We start from the raw sequence: 26550 nt of genomic DNA, 5'->3' as shown, positions 1-26550 counted from the left end.
GTTCGCATACTGGAAGGGTGCTTTTGCGGCCGGAAAGGGGAGGGGAACGATGAGCGGCGAATCGGGCGGTGCGTTCCGGCGCCGCGTGGAGCGCGCGGCCGAACTCCGCGTGCTCCGGATCAGCGGAATGACGGTGCAGGAAGAGGAAGAGCTGGCCGCCGCCGACGCGAAGGAACGGGAACTGCGTGCAAAGTTCGACGACGCCGCCCGGGCCGAATATCTGATCCGCGATGCCATGGCGCAGGGAAAGTTCGATCACTTGAAGTACGCCGGCAAACCCATCCCCGGCCTGGGGGAGAACTACGACCCTGACTGGTGGGTCAAGGGACTTCTCCAGCGCGAAAGCATCACCGGAATGGGTCCCCCGGCGATCCTGCTCCGCACCGAAGATGCCGGCCTTGACGCACGGATCGACGAGCTGCACTCCGAGAACCAGATCCGTGAGCTCCTGGACGACTTCAACGCGCGGGTTGTCGACGCCCGTCGGCAACTGCAGGGTGGACCGCCAGTTGTCACCAAGACCCGCGACGTCGAGGCCGAACTCCGGCGCTGGCGGGAACGCCGCGCGGTGCTCGCCGTTGAGCAGGAAGCGTTGCAGGAACCGGAAATCCGCCGCCGATGGTGGCGGCGGATCCGGCCGGGCTCCTAGCCCGCTGCTGCAGCTCGGCTGGCCGCGCCCGTCCGCGGCCCGCGCCGGTCCCGCGCGTCAGTATTTGGCGATCTGGGTCAGGTAACCGTAGAACTTCCCCTTGATCGGACGGAGGGGATCGCCCTCGAAGCCGAAGTCCCGGTGGTTCTTGTTGTAGTCGGCTGTGAGCTCCTGGAATTGGGCCATCAGTTCCTTGCCCGAGCCCTCACATGCTCCCTCGCTGATGCACAGAGCCAGCGAACCGGCGACGGCGGGGCTCGCGAAACTGGTCCCGTGGGCCACCCCATACCCGCCCGGCACCGTCGAGGTAATGCAGACTCCGGGGGCGGCCACGGTGTGTTCCCGGTCCTCGGATGCGCTGGCGTAGTTAGAGAAGAACGCAGGGTGGTCATCCAACTGGCCCCGTTTCGACCAGTCGTCGGGCCCGCAGATCGGCGCTGCGAGGCCATCGGGCTTGCCGTCGAAGTCCGCGATCGCCGTGGCGGTCAGCACTTCGTCGTAGGTGGCCGGGACAAAATCGGCGATGTCTTGGCCGGAGTTTCCAGCCGCAACGGCGTAGGCGACTCCCGCCTTGACGGAGCGGCAGATGGCGTAGTGCATCGGATCCGTTCCCTTGCCGCAGTTGGGGGTCTCGGTGCCCGGTCCGCCGATGCTGATGTTGGCCACCTGGATGTCGTTGTCCGGATTCCCGTCCTTGCGCGTCGCGGTCACCCAGTCGATGGCGCAGATGAGCATTTCCTCCGTGATTACACCGGCGTCATCAACAACGCGCACTGACCACAGCGGGGTTCCGGGCGCCGTACCGATCACGCCCAGATTGTTGTCCTTTGCGCCGATCACCCCGGCCACCAATGTCCCGTGCCCGACGTCGTCAGTGGAGGTGACCTTGACCGGCGAGCCGGTCGAGCAGTCAATGCCGCCGCGCACATTGAGGTCCGGGTGGCTGGCGTCGATGCCGCTGTCGATCACAGCCACGTTGACGTCGACGGAGCCCCGGCCCCACTGTTGCTGGTCGTCGGGGAGAGTGCCGCCCATCCTCAGCCACCAGAGTGGCGCCACCTGCGTGCTCGGCGTGGCGTCCTTGGGCGTCTCGAACTCCCTGGCCACGGTGATGAAATCCACGCTTGGATCTGCAGCGAGGCGGGCCGCGACGGAGGGCGTCATCGTGGCGGCGTACCCGGTCACGGCGTCACGATAGACCGTGGAAACGGTAAGGCCATAGCTGCTCTGCTGGGCCGCGGCGGCGGTGCCGGCATCAGCCAGGCCGTCCTTCAGCACCACAATGTATTTTTGTTCCTGTTCGGCACCGGTCGAGGGGAGGGCCGCAACGAGCCCGCCGGCCAGGGCCAGGGTCAGTGCTGCGAGACCGCCGACGATCCGCCGGAACCGTTGCCTGGCTTTAGGCGGGGGAGCGGCGCTCCCGGGATCACGGGGTGGCTCCGCGGCTGTGGGCGCTGGTAGTCGTGCTGATCCCGGACGGCGGACGTAGCTGAACATAATGGCCTCCACTAAGCGTCTTCGCTAATGAGCGCCCCCCGCTCTTAGCTTAGGCCAGCGATTGGATATTGCACACGGACCTTTGGAAATTCTTGGGCGGCCGGCAGCCGTTGGTGTGTGGCGCCAATACTCCTAGGTGCGTAACCAGTCCTGGTCGAAGTCCGGGTGGTCGTAGTAGGGGAGGGCAAGGGCATTCAGCGACTGTTCCATCCACTCCAGCGACTCCGGGATCCAGCCCGCGTCCGGGTCCGTCCCGCTGACCAACGTTGCGAGGGCTGCCTGACGGGCGGATTCCACGATGCGGATCAGGCGCCGCTTGGCCTCGCATTCGAGCAGCAGCCGCTGTTCGTACCAGGCTCCGGATTTCGAGACGGTCCGGTCGCCAAGGAGGGTCCGGGCCACGGCCTCGTCCTCGCTGATGCGTTCGGACAGGAATTCCACGATGTCCACACCGCGAGCGTACGCGCGGTCCTTGCCCGGCAGCCAGTTCCGGCTGCGGCGTGGCACTGCTGCCTAGCGCGCCGCCAGGTTTTCCGCGTCCTCGGGACCCACGAAGTGGCAGGATCCCTTGTGCCGCTCGCGCAGGTCGCAGGTCCGGCCCGTCGGGAGATGAACGTTGCCGCAGAGGCCGGTAACCGCGACGTCCTCGCGGACATGCAGGCTGCTCAGGTCGGGCCGGAACTGGCTTTCCTCGTGGATTTTGGGGCCGCTGGGAGGATCGTGCTCTGGACTGGTCATGTCTGCTGCTCCTTGGAGGGTTGCCGTGCAGGGAGGTGTCAGTCTCGATCTGGGTCCGTGACCAGTTTGGCACCACCGCGTTAACTCCCGGTTACAACTCCGTTAGCTTCTTGTCTCAGGTTCCGGGCCGGGATGCCGACGACGACGGCGGGGCGCGCCGCCGTCGTCGACCTCGCTGCCGTCGCAGCTGGCCACGGTGTCCCGATCAGAAGCTTCTCGCATTGGCCAAGACGGGAAGTTTGGCCCGTACGTGCGGGATGTCGGCCGTATCGATATCGATGACTGCCAACTCCGGTTCGCTGCCCATGGTTGCCAGCGCCACGCCGAGTGGCGAGACCACTGCGCTGCGGCCGATGCCGGTGGGGGCTGTGCCGGCCGAGGGCGCGCCGACACTCGCCGGATCCGCCTGGCCGCAGGCGACGACAAAAGACGTGCTGTCCACTGCGCGGGCACGGACCAGGAGGTCCCACTGGTCCGCCTTGCCAACACCTGCTCCCCAGGAGGCGCACACGATGTTCACGTGGGCGCCGGCACGGGCGTTCGCGGCGAAGAGCGCCGGGAAGCGGACGTCGTAGCAGGTGGCCAGGCCGAAGACCGTTCCGCCGACCTCGAACGTCACCGGGGACACGCCGGCGTCGACGGAGTCGGACTCCGCAAAGCCGAAGGCATCAAAAAGATGGATCTTGTCGTAGGCCGATTCGATTCCGGGCCCGGTAACCAGCAGCGTGTTCCTTACCCGGGCGCCCTGGCCCGGGGTGAACATGCCAGCCACGATCGTGATTCCCAGCTCTGCCGAGATGCCGCGCACCGATTCCGCCCACGGGCCGTCCAGTGGTTCGGCCACTGCGTTGAGGTCATTTCCGAAGGCGCACATCGTTGCCTCGGGAAACACGACCAGCTCGGCGCAGGCATCCGCGGCGCGGGCGGCGTATTCTCGGATAAGGTCCAGGTTCAGGTCCGGATCGGCACCTGAAATGATTTGGGCCACTGCTAGACGCATGGGTTTACTCCAGTCTGTTGTATACATAATGTATGCGAAAAATGTCAGGGACGACCGCTTCCGGTCGGGAGAAGGCGTATACCTACCTGCGCGAAAACGTCCTCATCGATCCTGAAATGCAAGGCAAGTTCCTCAACGAGCAGGAACTTGCGGCCGAGATCGGGGTGTCTCGCACGCCCGTCCGCGAGGCACTGCTGCTGCTGGTCTCGGACGGCCTCGTCGAGCTGATTCCCCAGCGCGGCGCGTACGTACCCGTCGTCACCGGCCGGGAGATCTCAGAACTGATGGAACTCCGCGGTGTCCTGGAAAGCCACGCAGCCCGGCTGGTCATCGCGGAGGGCGCTGTGCCCGTTCAGGAAATGCAGGAAACCTTGGATTTGCAGGCTGCGCTGCCAGACACGTTGGCGCCGGAGGCTGCGCGCGAATTCATCAGGCTGGACACCCTCTTCCATCAGCAGCTCATCGATGCGGCAGGCAATGAGTTGATCTCCAGCACCTACAGCAAGCTCCACGTCCGCCAAATCCTCGTGGGCGTTTCGGCACTGTTCCGGACTTCCGGCCGGCGCCATGACGTTTGTGCCGAACACCAGAGCATCCTGGATGCCCTGGTGTCCGGCGATGCGGCTATGGCCCAGGAGGCGATAGACCGTCACCTCGCTGTCACGCGGGACCTCCTGCTGCGCACCTAGCCCTTGACGGCCACGCCGGCATCTTCGCGGCTTGTGGCGGGGCCATCCAGCATCACTCGGTACTCCTCGTCCTCCGTGGTGTTGGGGTTCCGGCCGAGCGCGAGCCCGACCAGCGTCACGGCAACAGCAACGGCGACGTAGATGGCCACCGGAATCCACGTGCCGAACTGGGACAGCAGCAGGGTGAACATCAGCGGGGCGACGGCTCCGCCGATCACGCCGGCAAAGGTGTAGGCCAGGGAACTGCCGGTGGAGCGCAGCCGGGGAGAGAACTGCTCCACGATGAAGGCGGCCTGGGGCCCGTACATGAAGGAGTGGGTCATCAGGCCCAGCACAATCCCGATGATCAGCATCGGCTCGTTCTTTCCACCGAGTACGACAAAGAACACGAAAGCCCAGACGGCTCCGAGCACGGCTGCTGTTCCGTAAACAAGCCGCCGATTGAAGCGGTCCGAGACGGCGCCGGCCAGCGGGATCATGAACAGCTGGAACGCGGACCCGATCAGGACCGCAGTCAGAACCTGGCTGCGCTGATAACCCAGCACCTGGATGCCGTAGGTGAGGGTGAAAACAGTGAACAGTGCGTAGACCACATCGGGGCCAACCCGGCAGAGGGTGGCGGCGACCAGCGGGCGCAGTTCCTTGCTGAACACTTCGCGGATGGGAGCAGAGGGCTGTTCGCCGTGGGCCTCAATCGCCTTGAAGATCGGAGTGTCCTCGAGCTTGAGCCGGATCCATAGACCGAAGCCGACGAGCACGGCGGACATCAGGAAGGCAATGCGCCAGCCGAAGCTGAGGAACTGCTCTTCCGAGAGCATCAGGGTAAGGATCGCGAGGGCACCGTTGGCCAGCAGGTTGCCGGCGGGCGGGCCCACCTGTGCTGCCGAGGCCCAGAAGCCCCGCCGTTTCGGGTCGCCGTACTCGCTCGAGAGCAGGACGGCGCCACCCCATTCGCCGCCGACGCCGACGCCCTGGGCGAAGCGGAGGAGTACCAGGATAATTGGCGCAACGATGCCGATGCTGGCGTAGCCCGGCAGAAGGCCGATCAGCACGGTGGCGACGCCGATGATCATCAGTGTGGTGACCAGGACCTTCTTGCGGCCGATTCGATCGCCGAGGCGGCCAAAGATGATGCCGCCGATCGGGCGCGAAATGTAGCCCACAGCGTAGGTGGAGAACGCCAGAATGGTGCCCGTCAGCGGGTCCGAGGACGGGAAGAAGATGATCGGGAAGACGACGGCGGCCGCCGCTGAGTAGACGGCGAAGTCGTACCATTCAAGTGCCGTGCCGGTCAGGCTGGCGGCAAAGGCCTTGTACAGCCCCTTGGGGCGAATCGGCGCGTCCGGCTGCGCTGCTGTTCCGGACGTCGTGGTTGGGGCGTTGCCCATACTGTTCCTCCACAAAGTTACGAAGTGATGCCTGTCACGCTGGCATTAAATGTATACATTACGCATACTGGATGTACATTGGCGACTGTTTCTGGTTTCCGGTTTGTAAATTTTCCCAGCCCCAACAAGCAAAGGACGTGCTCGCATGGTTACGTTGAGCTTCGAACTACCCGATGGAAGTACCCGCAACGTCGAGGTCCGGCATCTCCTGAACGCGGGATACGCGGGCCGCGAGCAGGACGAAGTCCAGGCCCACATTGAAGAATTGGCGCTCCTGGGTGTCCCCGGGCCCACCACGACGCCGGCGCTGTATCCCGTATCGCCGTACCTCGCCCAGCAGACCTCCGAGGTCCGCGTACAGCACGCCCGGACTTCCGGCGAAGCGGAGTGGGCGATGGTGATCACCGAGGATGATGTCCTGCTGACGGTGGCATGCGACCATACCGACCGCGAACTTGAAGTCCACGGCGTTGCCTGGAGCAAGAATGCCAGCCCGGACGTGCTGGGCCGCAAGGCCTGGCGGCTCGACGATGTGCGGGGCCGCCTGGATCAAATCACGCTGAAGGGGTGGGTCGGCGCGGGCGATGAACCCGACACACTTATCCAGGACAGTACGCTGGGGGCACTCCTCACCCCCGACTACTGGCTGGATGTCCTGGCTGAGCGCGGACTCAAGCAGCCCGGCACTGTTCTGATCTCCGGCACTGTTGCGATGAATGCCGGTGTTGACCAGTTTGCACGGAGCTGGAAGGTGGAAATGACCGATCCCGCCACCGGGGCAAGTGTTGATGCCAGCTACATTGTGGACCGCATGCCCGAACCAATCGGCTGATCGGAAACTGCACACCCCAGCGGGTCGACGGCGGCGCCAGGACGGCCGCCGCCGTCGACCTCGCTGCCGGTTTCGCCGCCGGAACAAAACAACAAAGTTGAATGTTCAATAAAATATGGACTTTGGTATCTTCACTTTCGGCGAGCTCTCCCGCAACCTCCGCACCGGCAAAGCGCTGTCCCCGCAGCAGCGCCTGAAGGAGATCATTGAGCTCGCCAAACTGGCGGATCAGGCGGGCTTGGGGTTCCTGGGCCTCGGCGAGCATCACCGGCGCGACTTCGCGCTGTCAGCCCCCGAGATCGTCCTGGCGGCCATCGCCAGGGAAACCACGACGCTGCGGCTCAGCACAGCCGTCACGGTGCTCTCCACCCAGGACCCGGTGCGGCTCTTCGAGCAGTTCGCCACCCTGGACCTGATCTCCGACGGGCGCGCGGAGATCATCGCCGGCCGGGGCGCCTTCATCGAGTCCTACCCGCTGTTCGGCCACGAACTGGAAGACTACGACGCCCTCTTCGAAGAGAAGCTGCAGCTGCTCCTGGAATTGCGGGACAAGGCCGCCGTGACCTGGCAGGGGACGCTGACCCAGAGCATTCCCGGGATGGACATCGCGCCGCGCCCGGTCCAGGGCAGGCTTCCGGTGTGGGTCGGCGTCGGCGGCACTCCCGCCAGCTTCGCGCGGGCGGGACGTTTGGGTCTTCCCCTGTTCGTTGCCCTGCTGTCCGGACCCGCCCGGTTCCGCCGGCTGGTGGAGCTCTACTACCAGTCGGCCGCCGACGCCGGACACGACGCCGGCTCCCTGCAGGTGGGGGCCGGCGGTCACTTCTACGTGGCGCCCACCTCGCAGCAGGCACGCGACACTTTCTACCCCTACTACCGGGCCTATTTTGAACAGAACATGCCGCGCCCGGTGGACCATTTTCCGCGCTCCACCTTCGATGACTGGGCCGAACCCGGCGGCGGCCTGCTGGTGGGCAGCCCGCAGCAGGTCATCGAAAAACTGCTGGAAATTCAGAACACGCTCGGCACCAGCCGCTACATGGCCCAGATCGGCCTTGGCGGCCTGCCGTTTACCGAGACCGCCCGGTCCATCGAGCTGCTGGCCACCGAGATCATGCCGGCCGTGAACCGGGAAATCGGGACCGTCCAGCCGGTTCGGAGCGGCACTTCAGTCCTCGACGGCGAGCGGAATCTCCAGGAACCCGCCCGCGGCGTCCCAGCTGCTCGCGGTCCCGAGATGCCGGCTTAGCCGCCGCATCCGTTCCGCGATCTGCCGGGAACTCCCGCCCGCCAGCCGCCGGCACGTAGAAGACTCCGGGCCCGCTGCCCGCCTCCCAGTCCGGTTGGTTGTCCGTGAAGGCAATGAGCCCGACGGCGGCCCCTGACACGCTGCGCACCGCGGGCCTGCAGGCGGCGTCACGGTCCAGTCCGGCACCGGCATGCAGGCGCACCGGCCGGGAGCTCAGGACTCGTAGTTTTCCACCTGCTCGACAGGGCGGGGCTCCGCGTCATCAGGGTTTTCGCCGTACTGCAGCTTGGCCCGGCGCTGCCTCAAGAGGTCCCAGCACTGGTCCAGATCCTCTTCGATCCGCTGCAACCGGGCGTGCTCCGGACTGTGTTCATAGTCCGGCGAGGAGGATGGCGCCTTTTCGCGGAGCGTCTGCTCCTCTTCCACCAGCGCCGAAATTCGCTCCAGGATGTGTTGTTCGTCCATGACGGCCTTCTTTTCGGGTAGCAGTCCTACCGCCAGACTAGCGAGGCCGTGATCCGCTGACCAGAGGATGAATAACCGGGGAGGGGCCATGAAATAATCAGCTTGCTTATTATTTCATGGCTTCCTAGAGTTGACTCCGTAAGGCATCAAACTCTCCGAGTGGAGGGCGCCGGCCGTTCAGCGGCGGTGTTGACCTCCCCGGGCACCAGAGGAGGACCCATGTCACAGCACAATATTGCCGGTAAGAAAGTCGCGTTCCTGCTCACGGACGGCGTGGAGCAGGTGGAACTGACCAGCCCCTGGAACGCCGTGAAGGAAGCCGGCGGCGAGCCCACCCTCGTGGCGCCCAACAGCGGCAAGCTGCAAGGCTTCGATGGCACCGAAAAGGGGCAGAAGTTCGACGTCGACATCACCGTCGCCGACGCTAACGCCGCCGACTTCCATGCGCTGGTGATCCCCGGCGGCGTCGTCAATGCGGACCACCTCCGCGCCGACAAGGATGCCCAGGCCTTCACCCGTGCCTTCTTCGAGCAGCACAAGCCGGTGGCCTCGATCTGCCATGGCCCCTGGCTGCTGATCGACGCCGGCGTCATCACCGGCCGGAATGTCACGTCCTACCACACCCTCCAGACCGACCTGAAGAACGCCGGAGCCAACTGGAGTGACCAGGAGGTGGTGGTGGACCAGGGCCTGGTGACCAGCCGGAACCCGCACGATCTCCCCGCATTTAACGACAAGCTGCTGGAAGAGATCGCAGAGGGCGAGCACGCCGGACAGACGGCCTGAGGGGCAGTGCCACGCAGGGGGACCGTGCCAGGGGCCGGGAACCGGCGGCGGCGCCTATCCTAATCGGTTGATTTGGGGCAGGATGTGCCATGTAAAAGTGCGCCGGCCGCGGCCGCAACATGGCACCTTGGCCGGCGCCCCAGCTGCAAGGAGTCCCGGATATGACCACGCTTAACCCGTACTTGAGCTTCCGCGACAACGCCAAAGAAGCCATGACTTATTACCACTCCGTGTTCGGCGGTGAACTGAACCTCAGCACTTTCGGTGAATACCACGCCAGCGAAGACCCCGCCGAGCAGGACAAGATCATGCACGCCATGCTGACCACCGAGAAGGGCATGGTGCTGATGGGAGCGGACACTCCCAACGGCATGGACTACACGCCCGGCACCAGTATCTCCGTGTCCCTCAGCGGTTCCGACGAGGCCGAGTTGCGCGGCTACTTCGACAAGCTCGCCGACGGCGGGAGCGTTACGGTGCCGATGGAGAAGGCGCCCTGGGGAGACATCTTCGGCATGTGCACGGACAAGTTCGGCACCGACTGGCTGGTCAACGTCGGACCGGAGCCGGGCCAGGGCTAGGGACGTCCAAAGCGGTCCATTCGTCCCGTTCCTCCGCCGGGCCTGTCGCTTTCTGGCGTCACTGGCACCGGCGGAGGCGTGGGCCTCCATGGGTCTTGGCCGCGGGGAATGCACGTCGATGGGACTTCCGGCGACTGGCGCCCACGCCCTTCCGCTGTATTCCCCTCCTGCCGGGGACGCGGTTATCCTGAAATCGGTCGGGACACCGCATCTTCTTCGAGTCCACCCTCCCGGCCCGGAGAGGCATGCCATGAACGAGAAGCTCCACCTCACGCCCGAGGACGAGTTCCCCGAGGACCTCAGCAAGGTGGAAGACACGGAGTTGCAGGTCCTCGACAGCCAGGTCCAGCGCCAGCTGGACTACGAGTACGTGGTGGAGGGTGAACCGAACCCGGAGACCGAGTTCAGGCACTACGACCTGGACGAGGAGTTCAGCGAGCGGGACAAGCGCGCAGACTGACCGGCGGAATCTGTCAGTATGCTTACTAGACGCTGCCCGGCGGCGTACAGAAAGCGCTGAACAGAAAAGAGCACACCATGAGCAGGCCCGACCGCTTCGAGATTGAGGCCGCAGGCCAGCTCGGCCACGTTTTTGTCTCAAGGGGCCCAGCCGGCCCCTTGCCCGCACGGCCCGCCGTCGTCCTCATCCACGGAATCGGCGTTTCACACCGTTACTTCCGACGGTTGCACGGGCGGCTGGCGGAAACCGGCGACACCTACTCGATCGACCTGCCCGGGTTCGGCGCGACTCCAAGGCCCGCCCACGCTCTCTCGGTCGCTGACCACGCCACCTACATCCTTGGCGCCCTGGAACAGCTCGGAGTCCTCGAGTTTGTGCTCGTCGGGCACTCGATGGGAAGCCAGTTCGCGGTCGAGGCAGCACTGCAGCAGCCTGACCGGGTGTCCCAGCTGGTCCTGATGGGGCCGGTGGTCGATTCAAAACGCCGCTCCGTCCTGCAGCAAGCCCTGGCACTGGGCCGTGACAGCCTCTTCTTCGAGAGCCCCTCCTCGAACGCCCTCGTCTTCACGGACTACCTCCGCTGCGGCCCAAGCTGGTACCTGAAGACCCTGCGGGTCATGATGGATTACCACACCGAGGAGCGGGTCGCTTCAATTGCGGCGCCGGTCCTTGTGCTGCGGGGCGCCAACGACCCGGTCGCGTCCGCGGACTGGTGCCGCCGGTTGGCCGCGCGGGCTGCCCAGGCGAGGCTGGTCGAAATCCAGGGCACCGGCCACGTCCTGCAGCACAACCGCGCCGCAGAAGTGGCTGAAGCGATCCTGGGCTTCGCGGGGACCCACGCAACGGCCAAGGAAACTTTGCGGGAGAATCCGGCATGAGCGGGGTGCTTCAGGCTGCCCGCTGGTGGGTCCAGGACTACCTCTACGCCGCGGGGCGGCAGATCGTCAGCGCGGCGTCGCGGACCAAGCCGGAGGATTTCCTCAGCGGCGCGGGCCGGCCCGTCGTCGTGATTCCCGGAGTCTACGAGGACTGGCGCTTCATGCTGCCGCTGGTCCGGCGGCTGCATGAGGCCGGCCATCCGGTGCATGTGCTGGCGCTGCTGCACCGGAACCGGCTCGCGGTGCCGAAAGCCGCGGATCTGATCGCCGGCTACATCCGGGAACGTGGCCTGACGAACGCAATGATCGTCGCCCACAGCAAAGGCGGGTTGATCGGCAAGTTCGTGATGATGCAGCTGGACCCGGAACGACGGATCGCCGGCATGGTGGCGGTCTGCTCGCCGTTCTCCGGCTCGCGCTACGCCTCGTTCATGCTGCTGCCGAGCCTGCGCGCCTTCTCGCCACGGAGTGCCGTGACCATGCAGCTCTCCCGCGAGGAGCGCGTCAACGAACGCATCACCTCCGTGTACGGCAACTTCGACCCGCACATCCCTGAAGGCAGTGTTCTGCCGGGCGCACGGAATATCCAGCTGGACACTGCCGGCCACTTCCGGATCCTGGCCCACGGGGATACGATCCGCACCATCCTGGAGGTGGCCGCCGAAGAACCGGCCGGAGCTCCCACCCCGCCTCCCGGGTTACCGGCCTAGACGTCGAAGTGCGTGTGGATGGGACCCTGGCCAAGCGACTCCACGAGCCCCGCAGCCACCACGTTCAGCTTGATGTTGCGCGCACTTGAGGCCGACTTGAGCAGCTCGAACGCCTCGGCCTGGCTGCAACGGTTCTGCGCCATGATGATGCCCACAGCAACATCGATGCTGGTCCTGCTCTCCAGCGTGGCCTTGAGGTTCGCCGCAGTGTCGCTGTAATGCGCAAAACGCACCGCCAGCCGCAGCGCCAGAGAGGTCTGGCTCACGAAGTCCCGGGCCAGTTCCAGCGCCCGGCCGTCGAACCGGCCCGGCCGATGCGAGTAAAGATTGAGGGCCGCGCGGGTGTCACCGTCAAGCAGGAAAGGCACGGCCAGGATGGAACGCACGCCGTGGCCCCGGACCGTGGCGGCGTATTGCGGCCACCGGGCGCAGTCCTCCACCTCCGGGATGTGAACGGTTTCCTGTTCCCGGGACGCCGTCACACACGGGCCGTCGCCGAAGGCGTACTGGATTTCATCCATGGCCTGGGCTGCCGCGCTGCTGCTGGCAACAGTTGCAGCCTTCCGGTGCCGGAAGAGCGTGATTCCGCAAAGGACCTCGTCGCCGGGTTCCGAGAGGCTGCGCGCGGAAACGCGAGCCAGTTCGCGCAGGAACTCCTCGACGTCGGAGCTGTTGAGCACTAGTTCATGCAGGTGCTGGTCGGTTGAAGTTGCGGTTGATTCGCTAACCACTATCTCGTCGTGCCGTTTCACTCAGGTCAACACGATCCGGACGGGCAGCGCGCCACCAGCCGCAAAGCGGTGGGGGACGGCAGAGAGCCGGATCGAAGAACAATCCAACGGCTCGCTGCAAAACCGTACCGGGAAATTATATACAGCCGGATCTGGTGCCACTGAACGGGACGGCCAAAGTGGAGCAACCGCCGTACAAGCTCGCGGACGTACCCTAAGACATAACTCGTAGTTCGATTGGAAACTCCGTGCCAGAGCTCGATACCCGGGAACCGCGCTCCCTCCTCCTCTCGATCGCCGACGCCGCCCACCGGCCCGCGAACGAGGTCCTCGAGCGGCTGGGATCGAGCGTGGAAGGACTGAGCAGCAGCGAGGCCGCCCAACGGCTCCGTGAGCTGGGGCCGAACGCGGTACGAACCCACCAGGCCAGCGGATGGTCGGTCCTGGGCCGGCAGCTGCGCAGCCCCATCCTGATCCTGCTGCTCGCTACAGCCGGTCTCTCGCTCTTCCTCGGTGACGCCACGAACTCGATCGTCATCGGTGTCATCCTGCTGGTCAGCGTCGGACTCGGGTTCAGCAACGAATTCAGGGCGGAACGTGCCGCGGAGGCGCTGCACTCCCGTGTCACCCACCGTGCCGTGGTGGTCCGTGACGGAACGCCCGTGGAAGTGAACGTCACCGCACTGGTGCCCGGCGACGTCGTACACCTGGCCATCGGTGCGATCATCCCCGCCGACGTGCGGCTGCTAAGTTCCAAGGACCTGCTCTGCGATGAGAGCATCCTGACCGGGGAGTCCATGCCGGTCGGCAAAGACTCCGCCCCGGTGCCTGGGACGGCGGCGCTGGGGGACCTGACATCCTGCCTGTTCATGGGGACGGTGATTCAGGGCGGCAGCTGCACCGGTGTGGTGGTCTCCACCGGCGGGCGGGCCGAATTTGGCCGGATCGCATTGGGCCTCGGCGAGCGCCAGCCCCAGACAGAGTTCCAGCTGGGCCTGCAGCGGTTCTCCTACCTGCTGCTCCAGGTCGCGGTGGGCCTCACGTCCCTGATCTTCATCGCCAACCTCTTGCTGCAGCGGCCCGTCATCGAGTCGCTGCTGTTCTCACTCGCGATCGCCGTCGGAATCACGCCGCAGCTGCTGCCCGCCATCGTCAGCACGAGCCTGGCGACCGGAACGCGGCAGCTGGCCAAGCGCAAAGTCCTGGTCAAACGGCTGGTCTGCATTGAGGACCTCGGCGACATGGACGTCCTGGTGACTGACAAGACCGGGACGCTGACGGAGGGCAAGATCAGCTTCACTGCCGCCCTGCCCGCCGGCCCCGGCGTCTCCGCCGATGAACTGCTGACCCTGGGGCTCCTCGCCACGGAAGCGGACTACGCCGAATCCCAGGGGTCCCCGGTGGGCCTAAATCCGTTGGACGCCGCGCTGTGGGCCTCCGCCGGTGCGGCCGCCTTCCCCCCGGACCGGTATCGGCGCCTCGACGTTATCGACTTCGACCATCTGCGGCGGAGGACCAGCGTGCTCGTCACCGACGCGGGAGCCGGGCCCAGCATCATCACCAAGGGGTCTCCCGAAGACGTTTTGGCGCTCTGCGGGCCCACCCCTGCCGGCGTGCAGGCGATGCTGGACCAACAGTTCGACGCCGGATCCCGGGTTGTTGCCGTCGCCACCCGGGCGGCCGATGGCGCGACAGTCATCGGCCCGGCCGACGAACGCGGCCTGGTCCTCGCCGGCTTCCTCATCTTCCTGGACCGGCCCAAGCCCAACGTCCGCGCCTCCCTGGACCGGCTTGAGGAGCTCGGCATTACGGTCAAGATCGCCACGGGAGACAATCCCAAGGTGGCAGAAAAGGTCTGCGAAGAGCTCGGCGTACTCTCCGGCGGGACACTTACAGGCGCCGCAGTCGAGGCCATGTCCGATCCGGAACTGGCCGCCGCGGCCCGCGAGGCCAGCATCTTCGCACGCGTCTCGCCCGAACAGAAGGCGCGGATCATCAGGCTCCTGCGGCAGAGCGGAAGGTCCGTAGGGTTCATGGGCGACGGCGTGAACGACGCGCTGGCGCTGCACGCCGCGGACATCGGTGTTTCCGTCGACAGCGCCACCGACGTCGCCAAGGACGCCGCCGACGTCGTGCTGCTGGACAAGGATCTGGGCGTCCTGGCCGAAGGCGTGATGGAAGGGCGGCGGATCTTCGCGAACACCATCAAATATGTCCTGATGGGCACTTCCAGCAACTTCGGCAACATGTTCAGCGCCGCCACGGCCTCCGTGGTGCTGAGCTTCCTGCCGATGCTGCCGGGACAGATCCTGCTGAACAACCTGTTGTACGACGCCGGCCAGCTCGCCATCCCGGGGGACCGGGTGGACAAGGAACAGCTGCTGGCACCATCGCACTGGGACATCGGTTTCATCCGGCGCTTTATGTTCGTGTTCGGCCCGATCAGCTCACTGTTCGATTTCGCCACGTTCGCCCTGATGCTGTTCGTCTTCGACGCCGTTCCAGGGGAATTCCGGGCCGGCTGGTTCATCGAGTCCATCGTCACGCAGACGCTCATCATCTTCGTCATTCGAACCCGACGCGTGCCTTTCTTTCGCAGCAGGCCGTCGCTGGGCCTGATCGGCGCGTCCCTGGGCGTCATGGCCCTCGGTATCTACCTTCCGCTCTCGCCGCTGGCCGGGGTGCTTGGCTTCGATCCGCTGCCCGTCCCGTTCTTTCTCGCCCTGTTGGGGATGGCCGCCGTGTATCTGGTGCTGGTTGAAATAGCCAAACTCTGGTTCTATGCCCGGGCCGCGCAGCAGCGGGTCCCGGCCCCGCCTGCGGGGGTGCGCCGCCGCGGCCGCGCCCACCACATCGCGCGCCGTGCTGCGCGGTTTAGCACCGCCAAGACCGGCCCACTGCGCCCCCACCGCGGACCGCGCCGGGGGCGCCGGTCAAACCGGGCATAAAGGCCCTCACATACCCCGGGTTCCTGACAGATAGTGGGAGGAACGGCGAACTGGTCAATTTCCCAGCCTGCGAAGCGCACGCCTGGATGGAGGCCACGGCCGGCATCTCGATTGGAAAGCCAAACCGATGAGCATCTTCGAAGACAGGGTCGACGCCGGGCGGCAACTGGGACGGCGGCTCGCGGAACTGCGGGGCCAGGACATAGTGGTCCTGGGCCTGCCGCGCGGCGGCGTCCCCGTCGCCTTCGAAGTCGCCGCCGCCCTCGATGCGCCCCTAGACGTGATCGTCGTCCGGAAACTCGGGCTTCCTTACCAGCCCGAGCTCGCCATGGGCGCCGTCGGGGAAGGCGGCGCCCGGGTGCTGGAAGAACGCGTACTCGCCCATGCCCGGGTCAGCGACATGGAGTTGCAGGCTGTTGAGGACCACGAGCGCGCCGTGCTGGAGAACCGGGTGCTCCGGTTCCGGAAAGGCAGGACCCGCCAAGACCTCACCGGGCGTATCGCAGTGATCGTCGACGACGGAATCGCCACCGGATCCACGGCCAGGGTCGCCTGCCGGGTCGCCCGGCAGCTTGGCGCAGCGAGGGTGATCATGGCGGTACCGGTGGCGCCGGCCGACACCCTCGGCAGCCTCACCGAGCCCGACGAGGTGGTCTGCCTCGCTACACCGCACCAGTTTTCCGCGGTCGGCTACCACTACCGGGATTTTTCGCCCACCGAGGACGACGAGGTGGTGAAGCTGCTCGATGCCGCCGCCAAGCGCCTGGGGAACTCGCCGCCTGCGTCCCGGAAGCCGGCCGCAGCCGGCGCGGACGCCCCCGCGGAGATCGACGAGGAAATCGAGATTCCGTCGCGAGGGGTACGGCTCCAGGGCCAGCTGCATTTGCCGGTCCCTGCCCGGGGCATCGTATTGTTCGCGCATGGCAGCGGCAGCAGCCGCCACAGCCCCCGGAACAGGTATGTGGCCGGGGTGCTTCAACAAGGCGGGCTCGGCACACTGCTGCTGGACCTGCTGACGCCGGCGGAGGAACGGAACCGGGCCAACGTTTTTGATATCGAACTGCTCGCCCGTCGGCTGTCCTCGGCCACGGACTGGCTCGTCTCGCGGCGGGATACGGCTTCCAGCCCCGTTGGCTATTTCGGAGCCAGCACGGGTGCCGGGGCTGCGCTCTGGGCCGCTTCGGAGCCGACCGCCAGGGTCGACGCCGTCGTCTCCCGCGGCGGCCGACCCGATCTGGCCGGTCCCCGGCTCTCCGCCGTCCGGGCGCCGACGCTGCTCATCGTGGGCAGCTCCGACCACGAGGTCCTGGAGCTCAACCGCAAGGCGAAGTCCATGATGCGCTGCCCCAACCAGCTGGCCGTCGTCCAGGGCGCCACGCATCTGTTTGAGGAACCCGGCACGCTGGCGGCTGCCGCCATCCTCGCCCGGGACTGGTTCGTCGACTACCTGCTGCCGGCCAAAACCGGTCCCCTGGCATAGCGTCAGGCCCGGTGCACCTGGGGGCGGCCGGCGCAGGGCATAAGGGCACGAAGGCTGTCTGCCGGCCGGTTACCGGTCCCGGCCCTCGGCCCGGGACTTGATGCCCAGCAGCATGCGCCGTTCCATGATGAACTGCAGGGGCTCCAGAACCGGCCGGAGGATCAGTCCCACGGCCAGGGGCGAATAGTCGTAGCGCGTCCGGGACAGCAGCCGCGTGGTGCGCTCGTCGACCGGTTGCAGGACAAATGTCCAACCCAGTTCCAGCCGCGGGCCTGCGGGTGCAACGATGGAGGAGGTGATCTTCCCGGTGCGCGGATCCATGGTGCCGCCGAGACCCAGCACGGAGCCGGCCTCCAGCCGCCGGACCGGAATGCCGACGTCGGGGCCGAGCGGGATGACGTCGCCGACGTCGAGCCGCGGGTGTCCGGGCGGGATCCGGTCCGCGCTGCGCATGCCGGGGCCCGCGGCGTTCTCGAGCACGTCGTAGCTGTACATTCCGCCTCGTCCGGCAGCCAGCTGGACGAGCCAGGGCCAGACGTCCGCGGCCGGTGCGTTGATGGTGACGGCACGGGTGCTCTGCATCCGAGGCGTGCGAACGAGCTCGTCGCCGGGAAGCGGCCCGGCAGCTTCCTGAGCGCTCGCACCCCAGCGCAGCAGCCGCGGCCGGACGGCCAGAACGTAGCAGGCAGCGGCGGCTGCCGCGGCCAGTGCCGCCACCGGCCCGCGGAGCCGGAGGGATGCGGGGGACCGGCTCATCCGCCCGGCTGTTGTTTGCCCGGGCTGTCGCCGACCACGAGCACCGGGCAGTCGACACGGGCACTGGCCATGCGGCCGGCGAGCCGAAGCGCCGTCGTCGAGAAGTCCGAACCGTCCACTCCCGCGACCATCCGCTGATCAGCGTTCATGGCCCCCAGCCTGCCCGGTCCGCCCGGCAGAGCCTAGGGCCAAAAGTCACCCGGGGCTGGGCACCGTCCGCCGCCCGCCCTAGGGTGGAACAAAACACCACCCAACCCCGTCGTTTCAAGGAGTGCCGATGAGAGTTGCTGTTACCGGAGGAAGCGGAAAGCTCGGCCGGAGCGTCGTCCGGCGTCTGAGCGAGGACGGCCACGAGGTCACCAACCTGGACCGCGCCGGCACGCGCGGACGCGGATTCACCGAGGTCGACCTGCGCAACTACGGCCAGGTGGTGGATGTGTTCCTGGGCCTTGAAGACCGGCACGCTGGGTTCGACGCGGTGGTGCACCTGGCCGCGATCCCGGCTCCAGGCCACGCCCCGGACGCCGCGACATTCGAGAACAACATGCTGTCGACCTACAACGTGTTCCAGGCGGCCCGCCGGGCCGGGATCAAGAGAATTGTCTACGCGTCCAGTGAGACGGTGCTGGGACTGCCGTTCGACGTCGACCCTCCCTATGTCCCGGTGGACGAGGAATACCCGGCCCGGCCGGAAAGCACCTATTCCCTCGTCAAGCACCTCGAGGAGCAGATGGCGATCCAGCTCACCCGCTGGGATCCGGAGCTGAGCATCACCGGACTGCGCTTCTCCAACGTGATGGACCCCGAGGACTACGAGGAGTTCCCCGGCTTCGACGCCGACGCGCGGCTGCGCAAGTGGAACCTGTGGGGCTACATCGACGGCCGGGACGGCGCGCAGGCCGTGGCCCGCGCCCTCGAACACGGCACCCCGGGGTTCGAAGCGTTCATCATCGCCAACGCGGATACCGTGATGAGCCGCTCCAGCGCCAGCCTCGCAGCGGAGGTGTTCCCGGACGTGCCCGTGACCAAGGAGCTCGGTGAGCACGAAACCCTGCTCTCGATCGACAAGGCCAAGCGGCTGCTTGGTTACGCGCCGGAGCACACTTGGCGGAACTACCACCCGCTCCGCACCACTCCCACCGAAGACTGAACGCAGAAGCAACGCGGGGTCACCTCGAGCCCATCGCCGGGGGCCAACATGGGCCGTAGCTGACCCCGCGTTGTGGCTGGCGCGGCGGGTGAGGGGCTAGGCGGCGGGGCCGTGCTGGTGGCTGGACCAGATGTCGCCCATCTCCTCGGTGGACTGCTCCACGATCCGGCTCATGGCGGCGTGTGCCGCGTTCGCCTCGCCGCGCTGGATGGCGCTGGCCACATCCACATGCAGCTGCAGCGCTTCATGGTGCGGCAGGTGCGGCATCAGGCCGTGCTCGGTGCGCCCGGTCAGGACCTCGGTGACAAGGTTGTGCAGCTGGGAAAACATGGGATTCCCGGAGGCTTTGAGCACCGCGGCGTGGAACTCGATGTCCAGCCGGAGGAATTCGTCGTTGTCCCCCCGCTGGCCCGCCGCCCAGAGCCGCGCCGCCTGGGAGACGAGATCGCTGGCGGCGTCCAGGGAAGCGCGCCCGGCGGCGAGCCGCGCGGCCTGGGGTTCAACGGCGCCGCGGAGTTCGTTCAGTGCCTGCAGCTGCTCCAACCGCCTGGAGGAGGCCAGCCGCCAGCGGATCACCTGCGGATCGTAGGCGTTCCAGGCGTCTTCCGGCTGCACCACCGTGCCCAGCCGCCGTCGTGATTCCAGCATGCCCTTGGAGGAAAGCACCCGCGCGGCTTCCCTGACCACCGAGCGGGAGACGCTGTGCTGCGCCTCGAGCTCGTCCAGCCGGAGGATCGAGCGCGGCGCCAGGGTCCCCTCGGCAATGGCGAGCCCCAGGTTTTGGACCAGCACGGAATGCAGGTCAGCTGAGGACTCCGCCTTTGGGGTTTTCATAAATAAATCATACGGGTGGGACGCAAGGGGTTGTTTAAGTCTGCTTTATTTATCTAAGATCACTTCCAGAGCAGATGTAAAGATGCATTTGCAGCCGGCTGGACCGTGATGCCCAGCCCTGAAGAACCAAGGGAGTCGTAATGAAGCGACGTTCGATCGTGCAGTACGCGGCTGTCGCCGCGGCCCTGTCTCTGGGCCTCACCGCCTGCGGCGGCGCCAGCGGCAGCAGCGATGCAAAAGCCGCCGGCACCGTCCGGGTCACCCTCGCGAACCACGTCTGGACCGAGGGCATCAAGGCAGCCATTCCGGAATTCGAAAAGTCCAGCGGCCTCAAGGTCGAGCTGACCCAGCTCGGCGAGGACCAGCTCTCGGACCAGTACAACGTCAAGCTCAACGCCGGCAGCGACGAGATCGACGTCATGATGTACCGTCCGCTGCAGGAGGGCAAGGCGTTCGCAAAGAACGGCTACCTCGCGGACCTGACGTCCAAGGTCTCCTCGGACTCCAGCTGGGACTGGAAGGATTACCAGGAGGGCCCCGTCAAGGCCACCACCGCTGACGGCAAGGTCGTTGGCGTCCCGATCATCACCGAACGCGAAGTGCTCTACTACCGCAAGGACCTGCTCAAGGCGGCCGGCCTCGAGGTTCCCAAGACCATGGAAGAGCTCGAAGCAGCGGCCAAGGCCATCAAGGCTTCCTCGCCGGACACCGCAGGCTTCGTGGCCCGCACCGGCAAGTCCGCCGCCGTCACCCAGTTCTCCAGCTTCCTCTACAGCTTCGGCGGCGACTTCACCGATGCCAGCGGCAAGTCCGCCGTCAACACCGACGAAGCCAAGAAGGCCTACGCCTTCTACGGCGGCCTGATCAAGAACTACGGCCCGGCCAACGTCAGCACCGACATGAGCTGGCCCGAGGCGATGGCCATCTTCACCCAGGGCAAGGCAGCCTTCTACACTGAGGCCGACTCGCTCTACAAGAACGCCACCGACCCGGCCAAGTCCAAGGTCGCCGACTCCGTCGGCTTCGCCGCGCTGCCCGCCGGACCGGCAGGTTCAAAGCCGTACAACATCCCGTCGTGGGGCCTCGCCGTCAACGAAGCCTCGGGCAACCAGGACAATGCTTGGAAGTTCATCCAGTGGGCCACCAGCAAGGAACGCACCCTCGAAGCGCAGAAGGCCGGCGTCCCCGGACCGCGTGCCTCCGTCTGGGCCGACCCGGCCGGTACCTCCACCTACCCGAAGGACCTGGCCGAGGCCATCTCCGCCAGCGCCAAGAACGGCGTCGGCCACGACCGTCCCGAGGTTGTCACTGTCGGAAAGGCCCGCGAAATCGTGGGCGGCCCGATCGTAGCGACCATCACCGGCGAGGACGCATCCGCCGCCGCTGACACGGCCCACGACGCTTTCCAGAAGTTCCTGGACAGCGAAAAGAAGTAGCACCGGCGCACTTCACGCCCGATGCACCACCAGCCCGGCGGGGCGGCAGCCCAGCCGCCGCCCCGCCGCGGCCAGCTCTTCACTTCACCCCCGACTCCTTAGGTGAACCATGTCTGTATTGACCCCTCCCCGCAACGCGCAGTCCCAGCCGCCGTCCGGCCGCAACGGCGGCCGTGCCCCCGGCGCCCGCGAGAACTTCTCCGCCTGGGCTAACCGGCACCGCAAGTGGCTCTTCGCCGCCCCCGCGATGATCTTCGTCGGCGTCCTGATCATCTTCCCGCTGGCCTGGACCCTGTACCTCAGCCTCACCGACTCGCAGGGTTCGGTCCGCGCCGCGTCCGAGTTTGTCGGCTTGGAGAACTACCTCACGGTCCTGTCCGACGTCGAACGCTTCTGGCCCGCCGTCGGCCGCACGCTGAGCTTCACCGGCGTCGCACTGGTCTGCGAAGTGGTCCTGGGCATGTGCATCGCGCTGCTGCTGTGGCGCCCGTTCCGCGGCGAAAAGTGGGTTCGCGTCGCCATCCTCCTGCCGCTGGTCGCCACCCCCGTGGCCGTCGGCATGATGTGGCGGCTGATCTTCGACCCCAACATCGGCTTCGTCAACCAGCTGCTGGGCATGGTCGGCATCCCGCCGCAGCCGTGGCTCTCCGGACAGGACACCGCGCTGGGCACCACCATCTTCATGGATATTTGGCAGTGGACCCCCATGGTGGTGCTGATCCTGCTCGCCGGCCTGACCTCGCTGTCCGAGGAGCCCGACGAGGCGGCCCGGATGGACGGCGCCAACGCCTTCCAGCGCTTCTTCTTCATCACGCTGCCCCTCATGATGCCGACGGTGATCGTGGCCATCCTGCTCCGCGGCATCGACGCCCTGAAGACCTTCGACATCCTCTACGCCACCAAAGGCAAAGGCGGCGGATCCTTCCACGAGGTGGAGACCCTCAACGTCTACGCCTACGGCCTGAGCTTCGACTACAACCAGTACGGGCTGTCCTCCGCGGTGCTGATCCTGTTCTTCATGATCATCATCGGCTCCATGTGGCTGCTGACCATGCGCAAGAAAGCGGTAAGCAAATGACCGTCCTCACCGAAAACACCGAAACTAAAACCACTCCGAACAGGCCCGCGCCGGCCCCCCGCCGCCGCAAGCACCTGGGCACCCGCGCCTACAAGGCTTTCCGCGTCGCGGCCCTGATCGCCGTCGTGCTGTTCCTGGTGGCCCCGCTGTTCTGGATGCTGCTGGCGTCCTTCAAGACCAACGTGGACATCTACGACACCGGCAAGTCGTTCTTCTTCACCCCCACGGGCGAGAACTACGCCAACGTGCTCCAGCGCAACAACTACTTCGTCTTCATCTTCAACAGCTTCTGGGTGGCCTTCGTCTCCACGGCCCTGTCCCTGGTCCTCGGGGTCCCGGCGGCCTACGCGATGAGCCGCTTCACCATGCACCGCTCCGCCCTTGTGGTCCTGATGGCCCGTGTCATCCCCGGCGTCTCTCTGCTGGTGCCCTGGTACTACGTCTTCTCCAACCTGAAGATGGTGGGCGGCTTCGAAGTCCTGATCCTCAGCCACATGTTCGTCTCGTTGCCGCTGATCGTCTACATCATGATGAGCTACTTCGACTCGCTGCCGCTGGAACTGGAGGAATCCGCACAGGTGGACGGGCTCACCCCGATCGGCGCCTTCCGCCGCATCACCCTGCCGCTCTCCGTGGCCGGCATGGCCACGGCGGGCATCCTGTCCTTCATCTTCTCGTGGAACAACTTCATGTTCGCCCTGGTGCTCTCCGGATCCAAGACCAAGACCCTCCCGGTCGCGATCTTCGACTTCGTCTCCTACGCCAGCATCGACTGGGGCGGACTCATGGCGGCCGCCACGGTGGTCACCGTTCCGATCATGATCATTGCGCTCTTCACGCAGAAGTACATCGTCTCCGGCATGACCGCCGGCGCAACCAAGGGCTAGGCCACCGATGACACTCATCAGCAGGATTGAAACGTTCCTCATCGCCCCGCGCTGGCTCTTCGTCCGAATCGAGACCGACAGCGGGATCGTCGGCTGGGGCGAGGCCAGCTGCGAGGGCCGCAGCGAAACGGTCCGCACCGCCGTCGACCAGCTCTCCGAGCTGCTCATCGGCAACGATGCGCTTCGGATCGAGGACCACTGGCAGGTCATGACCAAGGGCTCCTTCTACCGCGGCGGACCCATCCTGGCCAGCGCCGTCTCCGGGCTGGACCAGGCCCTGTGGGACATCGCCGGCAAGCACTTCAACACCCCCGTGCACCAGCTCCTGGGCGGACACGTCCGCGACCGGATCCGGATGTACGGCTGGGTGGGCGGGGACGAGCCCAACGAGGTCGCCGACCAGATCAGCGCCCAGCTGGAGGTCGGTCTCACCGCCGTCAAGATGAACGCCAGCGGCCGCATGAGCCCCGTCGCCTCTGTCGCGGAGATCGACGGCGTCGTCCGCCGCGTCGCGGCCGCCCGCGAGGTGCTCGGCGACCACCGCGACGTCGCGGTCGACTTCCACGGCCGCTTCAGCCTCGCCAACGCCCGGCGCGTGGCGCCGCTGCTGGAACCGTACCGGCCCTTCTTCCTCGAAGAGCCGGTGGTCCCGGAGAACACGCACCTGCTGCGCGAATTCACCTCGTCCACCACGACGCCGGTCTCCACCGGTGAGCGGCTCTACAGCCGGCAGGAATTCCTGCCCGCGCTGCAGGCCGGCATCGCGGTGGCCCAGCCGGACCTCTCCCACGCCGGCGGCATCACCGAGGTCCGCAAGATCGCCTCGCTCGCCGAAATCTACGAGGTCCAGCTCGCCCCGCACTGCCCGCTGGGTCCGCTGGCGCTGGCCGCCTGCCTGCAGGTGGGCTTCGCAACACCCAACTTCCTGATCCAGGAGCAAAGCATCGGGATCCACTACAACCAGGGCGCCGAAGTCCTGGACTATGTGGTGGACAAGTCCCCGCTGAAGTTCGTGGACGGGCACATCGAACGCCTGACCGGCCCGGGCCTGGGAATCGAAATCGACGAGGCCGTGGTCCGCGCCGCGGACAAGCGCGGCCACGCCTGGCGCGGGCCCGTCTGGCGCCACCCCGACGGCGCCTTTGCAGAATGGTGAATGACATGACTTCAGTGCTGACCCCGGAACTACTCCTGGCGGGAATCCGGCAGACCCGGCTGGTGGCCATTGTGCGCGGCAACGACGGCGGTGCGGCCGCGAAGGCCGCCCTCACCGCGATGGAGGAGGGCTTCCGTTTCGTCGAGATCGCCCTCACGACGCCGGACGCGCTCACCGCGATCCGCGAGGTCCGCGCCGCCGCCCCGGCAGGCTGTTTCGTCGGCGCCGGCACGGTGCTGACAGCGCAGGATGTGGATGATGTGGCCGAGGCCGGCGGCCAGTTCATGGTCACCCCGGCCCTGGCCGAGTCGATCGTTGCCTCCGCAGCGCGGGGAATCCCGGTGCTGGCCGGGGCACTGACGCCCACCGAGGCCTACGAGGCGATGACCCGCGGCGCCACCGCGGTGAAGCTCTTCCCCGCGTCCATCGGCGGACCGGGCTACCTCAAGGCCCTGCGCGATCCGTTCCCCGGGATCCCCTTCATCGCCGTCGGCGGCGTGGGGCTCGAGGAGGCGGCTGGCTACTGGCAGGCGGGCGCCGTCGCGGTCGGCCTGGGCGGACCGCTGTTCGGGGACGCCGGCTCCGGCGGGGACCTGGCCCCGGTGCGTGAGCGGGCCCGCGCCTTCGTGGCGCTTGCCGCCGAATTCGACCGCCGGACCGCCGCGGAGCGCCCGCTGTGAATCCCGATCCTGTGCTTCCCGTCCAGGGGCTTCCCGTCCCGGGGGCCTCTGAGCTCCTGACCCTCGGAGAATCGATGGTCTCGCTGCGCTCCGCCGGGCCGCTGTCCGCCGGCGGCGCCCTGGGCATGCATGTGGCCGGGGCGGAGTCGAACGTGGCCGTCGGTGTTGCCCGGCTCGGCCACCGGGTGGGCTGGGCCGGTGTGGTCGGCGCCGACCCGCACGGCGAGTTCATCCTGCGGCAGTTGCGGAGCGAGGGCATTGCGGTGCAGCACCGGAAGGACGCCACCCGCAGCACCGGTGTGATGTTCCTCGAACAGCGCACCGCCGACGTCACCCGGGCCTTCTACTACCGCGCCGGTTCCGCCGGGTCCACAATCGGCCGGGACGACGTCGATGCTGCCTTCCGGAGCGGCGCAAGGGTCCTGCACCTCACGGGAATCACCGCCGCCCTCAGCCAGGAGGCGCGGCGGGCCGTGGAGTACGCTGCCGCCCGCGCGGCCGGCGAAGGGCTGGAAGTTTCCCTTGATGTGAACTACCGCAGCAAGCTCTGGTCCCGGGACGAGGCGCGCGCCGTCCTCACCCCGCTGGCCCGGTACGCGAGCATCCTGATCGCCTCCGACGACGAACTTGAACTGGTCGCCTCTGGCGAAGCTGCAGTCTCCGGCGACGCTGCAGTCTCTGGCGACGCCGAAGCGGCGATGGCCGCCGAACTGATCGACGGCGGCGTACGCGAGGTCGTGGTCAAACGCGGCGCGGCCGGCGCCGGGGTCCACACCGCGGCCGGCCGGTGGGAAACGCCTGCCGTGCCCGTCACCAGCATCGACACCGTGGGCGCCGGCGACGCGTTCACCGCCGGCTACCTCTCCGCCCTGCTCGACGGCGAGGACGTGGCCGGCCGCCTGCAGCGCGGCGCCCTCGCAGGGGCCTTCGCCGTCAGCACCGCCGGTGACTGGGAGGGCCTGCCCCGCCGGGACGAGCTCGCACTGCTCGGGGCCACGCCCAGCGGGACGACCCAGCGCTAGGACCGGCCCCGGCCGCCTCCGCCCGATTCATTTCAGACCGACACCGAAAGCCTTGGACCAACTGTGAAAATCATTGCTGCTGAAGTCTTTGTGACCAGCCCTTCCCGGAACTTCGTGACCTTGCGGATCACCACGGAGGATGGTGTGACGGGGATCGGGGATGCGACGCTGAACGGGCGCGAGCTCGCGGTCGCGGCGTACCTGAAGGAACACGTCGCGCAGTTGCTGGTCGGTAAGGATCCGCACCGGATCGAGGACACGTGGCAGTTCCTGTACCGGTCCTCGTACTGGCGCCGGGGCCCGGTGACGATGGCCGCGATCGCCGCGGTGGACATGGCGTTGTGGGACATCAAGGGCAAGGTCGCCGGGATGCCGGTGTACCAGTTGTTGGGCGGGGCGTCGCGGAACGGGCTGCGCGCGTACGGGCATGCCTCGGGCGCGGACCTGCCCTCGCTCTTCGATTCGGTCCGGGA

At 66.8% G+C, this 26550-nt stretch carries 28 protein-coding genes and 1 pseudogene; 19 read left to right on the top strand and 10 right to left on the bottom strand.

What is annotated here, in order from left to right; genetic code table 11:
* Positions 1-49: 49 nt before the first annotated feature.
* Positions 50-649 carry a DnaJ family domain-containing protein gene (locus AC1DC5_RS11020; protein ID WP_476865146.1) on the top strand — a complete coding sequence of 200 codons (600 nt, stop codon included), beginning with the start codon at positions 50-52 and terminating at the stop codon, positions 647-649.
* 57 nt (positions 650-706) lie between these two features.
* Here the strand turns inward: AC1DC5_RS11020 and AC1DC5_RS11015 are convergent, their stop codons facing one another.
* The 4 genes from AC1DC5_RS11015 to AC1DC5_RS11000 all read right to left on the bottom strand — a co-directional run bounded on the left by AC1DC5_RS11015 (position 707) and on the right by AC1DC5_RS11000 (position 3884).
* Entirely contained in the window at positions 707-2158 is a 1452-nt protein-coding gene (locus AC1DC5_RS11015; RefSeq protein WP_476865145.1) for a S8 family peptidase, read from the bottom strand.
* A 120-nt stretch (positions 2159-2278) separates the two neighbouring features.
* Entirely contained in the window at positions 2279-2596 is a 318-nt protein-coding gene (locus AC1DC5_RS11010; protein WP_476865144.1) for a DUF6221 family protein, read from the bottom strand.
* Between the two features lie 63 nt (positions 2597-2659).
* Complete coding sequence (locus AC1DC5_RS11005) at positions 2660-2884, bottom strand: hypothetical protein (protein ID WP_476865143.1); 225 nt, start codon at positions 2882-2884, stop codon at positions 2660-2662.
* 205 nt (positions 2885-3089) lie between these two features.
* Positions 3090-3884 carry a carbon-nitrogen hydrolase family protein gene (locus AC1DC5_RS11000; protein ID WP_476865142.1) on the bottom strand — a complete coding sequence of 265 codons (795 nt, stop codon included), beginning with the start codon at positions 3882-3884 and terminating at the stop codon, positions 3090-3092.
* 32 nt (positions 3885-3916) lie between these two features.
* On the opposite strand from AC1DC5_RS11000, the gene AC1DC5_RS10995 reads away from it, so the two are divergent.
* Entirely contained in the window at positions 3917-4573 is a 657-nt protein-coding gene (locus AC1DC5_RS10995) for a GntR family transcriptional regulator (protein WP_441405972.1), read from the top strand.
* Here the strand turns inward: AC1DC5_RS10995 and AC1DC5_RS10990 are convergent.
* On the bottom strand, positions 4570-5961 hold the full coding sequence (locus AC1DC5_RS10990) for an MFS transporter (RefSeq protein ID WP_441405973.1): 1392 nt from the start codon (positions 5959-5961) through the stop codon (positions 4570-4572). The two genes, AC1DC5_RS10995 and AC1DC5_RS10990, sit on opposite strands and share 4 nt — an antisense overlap.
* A 145-nt stretch (positions 5962-6106) precedes the next feature.
* On the opposite strand from AC1DC5_RS10990, the gene AC1DC5_RS10985 reads away from it, so the two are divergent.
* Positions 6107-6793 (top strand): DUF2848 domain-containing protein, encoded by a 687-nt coding sequence (locus tag AC1DC5_RS10985; RefSeq protein WP_476865141.1) that lies wholly within the window; start codon positions 6107-6109, stop codon positions 6791-6793.
* A 115-nt stretch (positions 6794-6908) separates the two neighbouring features.
* Complete coding sequence (locus AC1DC5_RS10980; RefSeq protein WP_476865140.1) at positions 6909-8039, top strand: LLM class flavin-dependent oxidoreductase; 1131 nt, start codon at positions 6909-6911, stop codon at positions 8037-8039.
* Positions 8040-8252: 213 nt separating this feature from the next.
* Here the strand turns inward: AC1DC5_RS10980 and AC1DC5_RS10975 are convergent, their stop codons facing one another.
* Entirely contained in the window at positions 8253-8504 is a 252-nt protein-coding gene (locus AC1DC5_RS10975; RefSeq protein ID WP_476865139.1) for a DUF2630 family protein, read from the bottom strand.
* 219 nt (positions 8505-8723) lie between these two features.
* On the opposite strand from AC1DC5_RS10975, the gene AC1DC5_RS10970 reads away from it, so the two are divergent.
* The 5 genes from AC1DC5_RS10970 to AC1DC5_RS10950 all read left to right on the top strand — a co-directional run bounded on the left by AC1DC5_RS10970 (position 8724) and on the right by AC1DC5_RS10950 (position 11919).
* On the top strand, positions 8724-9290 hold the full coding sequence (locus AC1DC5_RS10970; RefSeq protein ID WP_476865138.1) for a type 1 glutamine amidotransferase domain-containing protein: 567 nt from the start codon (positions 8724-8726) through the stop codon (positions 9288-9290).
* A gap of 161 nt (positions 9291-9451) precedes the next feature.
* Positions 9452-9871: a VOC family protein gene (locus tag AC1DC5_RS10965; protein ID WP_441405977.1), complete on the top strand. Its 420-nt coding sequence runs from the start codon at positions 9452-9454 to the stop codon at positions 9869-9871.
* 250 nt (positions 9872-10121) lie between these two features.
* A complete protein-coding gene (locus AC1DC5_RS10960) occupies positions 10122-10331 on the top strand; it encodes a hypothetical protein (protein ID WP_441405978.1) in 210 nt (69 codons plus the stop codon).
* Between the two features lie 77 nt (positions 10332-10408).
* Positions 10409-11209: an alpha/beta fold hydrolase gene (locus tag AC1DC5_RS10955; RefSeq protein WP_441405979.1), complete on the top strand. Its 801-nt coding sequence runs from the start codon at positions 10409-10411 to the stop codon at positions 11207-11209.
* Positions 11206-11919, top strand: coding sequence for an esterase/lipase family protein (locus AC1DC5_RS10950; RefSeq protein WP_476865137.1), 714 nt, complete (start codon positions 11206-11208; stop codon positions 11917-11919). Before AC1DC5_RS10955 ends, AC1DC5_RS10950 begins: the two co-directional genes overlap by 4 nt.
* Here the strand turns inward: AC1DC5_RS10950 and AC1DC5_RS10945 are convergent.
* Complete coding sequence (locus tag AC1DC5_RS10945; RefSeq protein ID WP_441405981.1) at positions 11916-12650, bottom strand: GAF and ANTAR domain-containing protein; 735 nt, start codon at positions 12648-12650, stop codon at positions 11916-11918. The genes AC1DC5_RS10950 and AC1DC5_RS10945 overlap by 4 nt on opposite strands.
* A gap of 248 nt (positions 12651-12898) precedes the next feature.
* On the opposite strand from AC1DC5_RS10945, the gene mgtA reads away from it, so the two are divergent.
* Together mgtA and AC1DC5_RS10935 are read left to right on the top strand one after the other, a co-directional pair.
* A complete protein-coding gene (gene mgtA, locus AC1DC5_RS10940) occupies positions 12899-15598 on the top strand; it encodes a magnesium-translocating P-type ATPase (protein WP_476865136.1) in 2700 nt (899 codons plus the stop codon).
* Positions 15599-15725: 127 nt separating this feature from the next.
* Positions 15726-17078 (top strand): phosphoribosyltransferase family protein, encoded by a 1353-nt coding sequence (locus tag AC1DC5_RS10935; protein WP_476865135.1) that lies wholly within the window; start codon positions 15726-15728, stop codon positions 17076-17078.
* Between the two features lie 69 nt (positions 17079-17147).
* On the opposite strand, the gene AC1DC5_RS10930 is transcribed toward AC1DC5_RS10935, so the two are convergent.
* The gene (locus AC1DC5_RS10930) at positions 17148-17834 is read right to left on the bottom strand and encodes an SRPBCC family protein (protein ID WP_476865134.1); all 687 of its coding nucleotides are present in this window, start codon (positions 17832-17834) and stop codon (positions 17148-17150) included.
* A complete protein-coding gene (locus AC1DC5_RS10925; protein WP_476865133.1) occupies positions 17831-17983 on the bottom strand; it encodes a hypothetical protein in 153 nt (50 codons plus the stop codon). The genes AC1DC5_RS10930 and AC1DC5_RS10925 overlap by 4 nt, the downstream gene beginning before the upstream one ends.
* A gap of 128 nt (positions 17984-18111) precedes the next feature.
* Between AC1DC5_RS10925 and AC1DC5_RS10920 the strand changes: the two genes are divergently transcribed.
* Entirely contained in the window at positions 18112-18984 is an 873-nt protein-coding gene (locus AC1DC5_RS10920; protein WP_476865132.1) for an NAD-dependent epimerase/dehydratase family protein, read from the top strand.
* A gap of 96 nt (positions 18985-19080) precedes the next feature.
* Here AC1DC5_RS10920 and AC1DC5_RS10915 read toward each other — a convergent pair whose 3' ends face one another.
* Entirely contained in the window at positions 19081-19818 is a 738-nt protein-coding gene (locus tag AC1DC5_RS10915) for a FadR/GntR family transcriptional regulator (RefSeq protein WP_441405987.1), read from the bottom strand.
* A gap of 140 nt (positions 19819-19958) precedes the next feature.
* Here AC1DC5_RS10915 and AC1DC5_RS10910 point away from each other — a divergent pair, with 140 nt between their 5' ends.
* From AC1DC5_RS10910 to AC1DC5_RS10880, 7 genes and pseudogenes are all read left to right on the top strand, one after another.
* On the top strand, positions 19959-21254 hold the full coding sequence (locus AC1DC5_RS10910; RefSeq protein WP_441405988.1) for an ABC transporter substrate-binding protein: 1296 nt from the start codon (positions 19959-19961) through the stop codon (positions 21252-21254).
* Between the two features lie 109 nt (positions 21255-21363).
* Positions 21364-22332 carry a carbohydrate ABC transporter permease gene (locus AC1DC5_RS10905; protein ID WP_476865131.1) on the top strand — a complete coding sequence of 323 codons (969 nt, stop codon included), beginning with the start codon at positions 21364-21366 and terminating at the stop codon, positions 22330-22332.
* Entirely contained in the window at positions 22329-23219 is an 891-nt protein-coding gene (locus AC1DC5_RS10900) for a carbohydrate ABC transporter permease (protein WP_476865130.1), read from the top strand. Before AC1DC5_RS10905 ends, AC1DC5_RS10900 begins: the two co-directional genes overlap by 4 nt.
* Positions 23220-23226: 7 nt before the next feature.
* Positions 23227-24375: a galactonate dehydratase gene (gene dgoD / locus AC1DC5_RS10895; protein WP_441405991.1), complete on the top strand. Its 1149-nt coding sequence runs from the start codon at positions 23227-23229 to the stop codon at positions 24373-24375.
* Between the two features lie 5 nt (positions 24376-24380).
* A complete protein-coding gene (locus AC1DC5_RS10890; protein WP_476865129.1) occupies positions 24381-25055 on the top strand; it encodes a bifunctional 4-hydroxy-2-oxoglutarate aldolase/2-dehydro-3-deoxy-phosphogluconate aldolase in 675 nt (224 codons plus the stop codon).
* Positions 25052-26077 (top strand): sugar kinase, encoded by a 1026-nt coding sequence (locus tag AC1DC5_RS10885; protein WP_476865128.1) that lies wholly within the window; start codon positions 25052-25054, stop codon positions 26075-26077. The genes AC1DC5_RS10890 and AC1DC5_RS10885 overlap by 4 nt, the downstream gene beginning before the upstream one ends.
* Positions 26078-26140: 63 nt before the next feature.
* A pseudogene (locus tag AC1DC5_RS10880) lies at positions 26141-26550 on the top strand (bifunctional D-altronate/D-mannonate dehydratase); the annotation flags it as partial.

The organism is Arthrobacter sp. 10L424, assembly GCF_056395325.1.
This window is presented reverse-complemented; position numbering and strand designations above follow the sequence as displayed.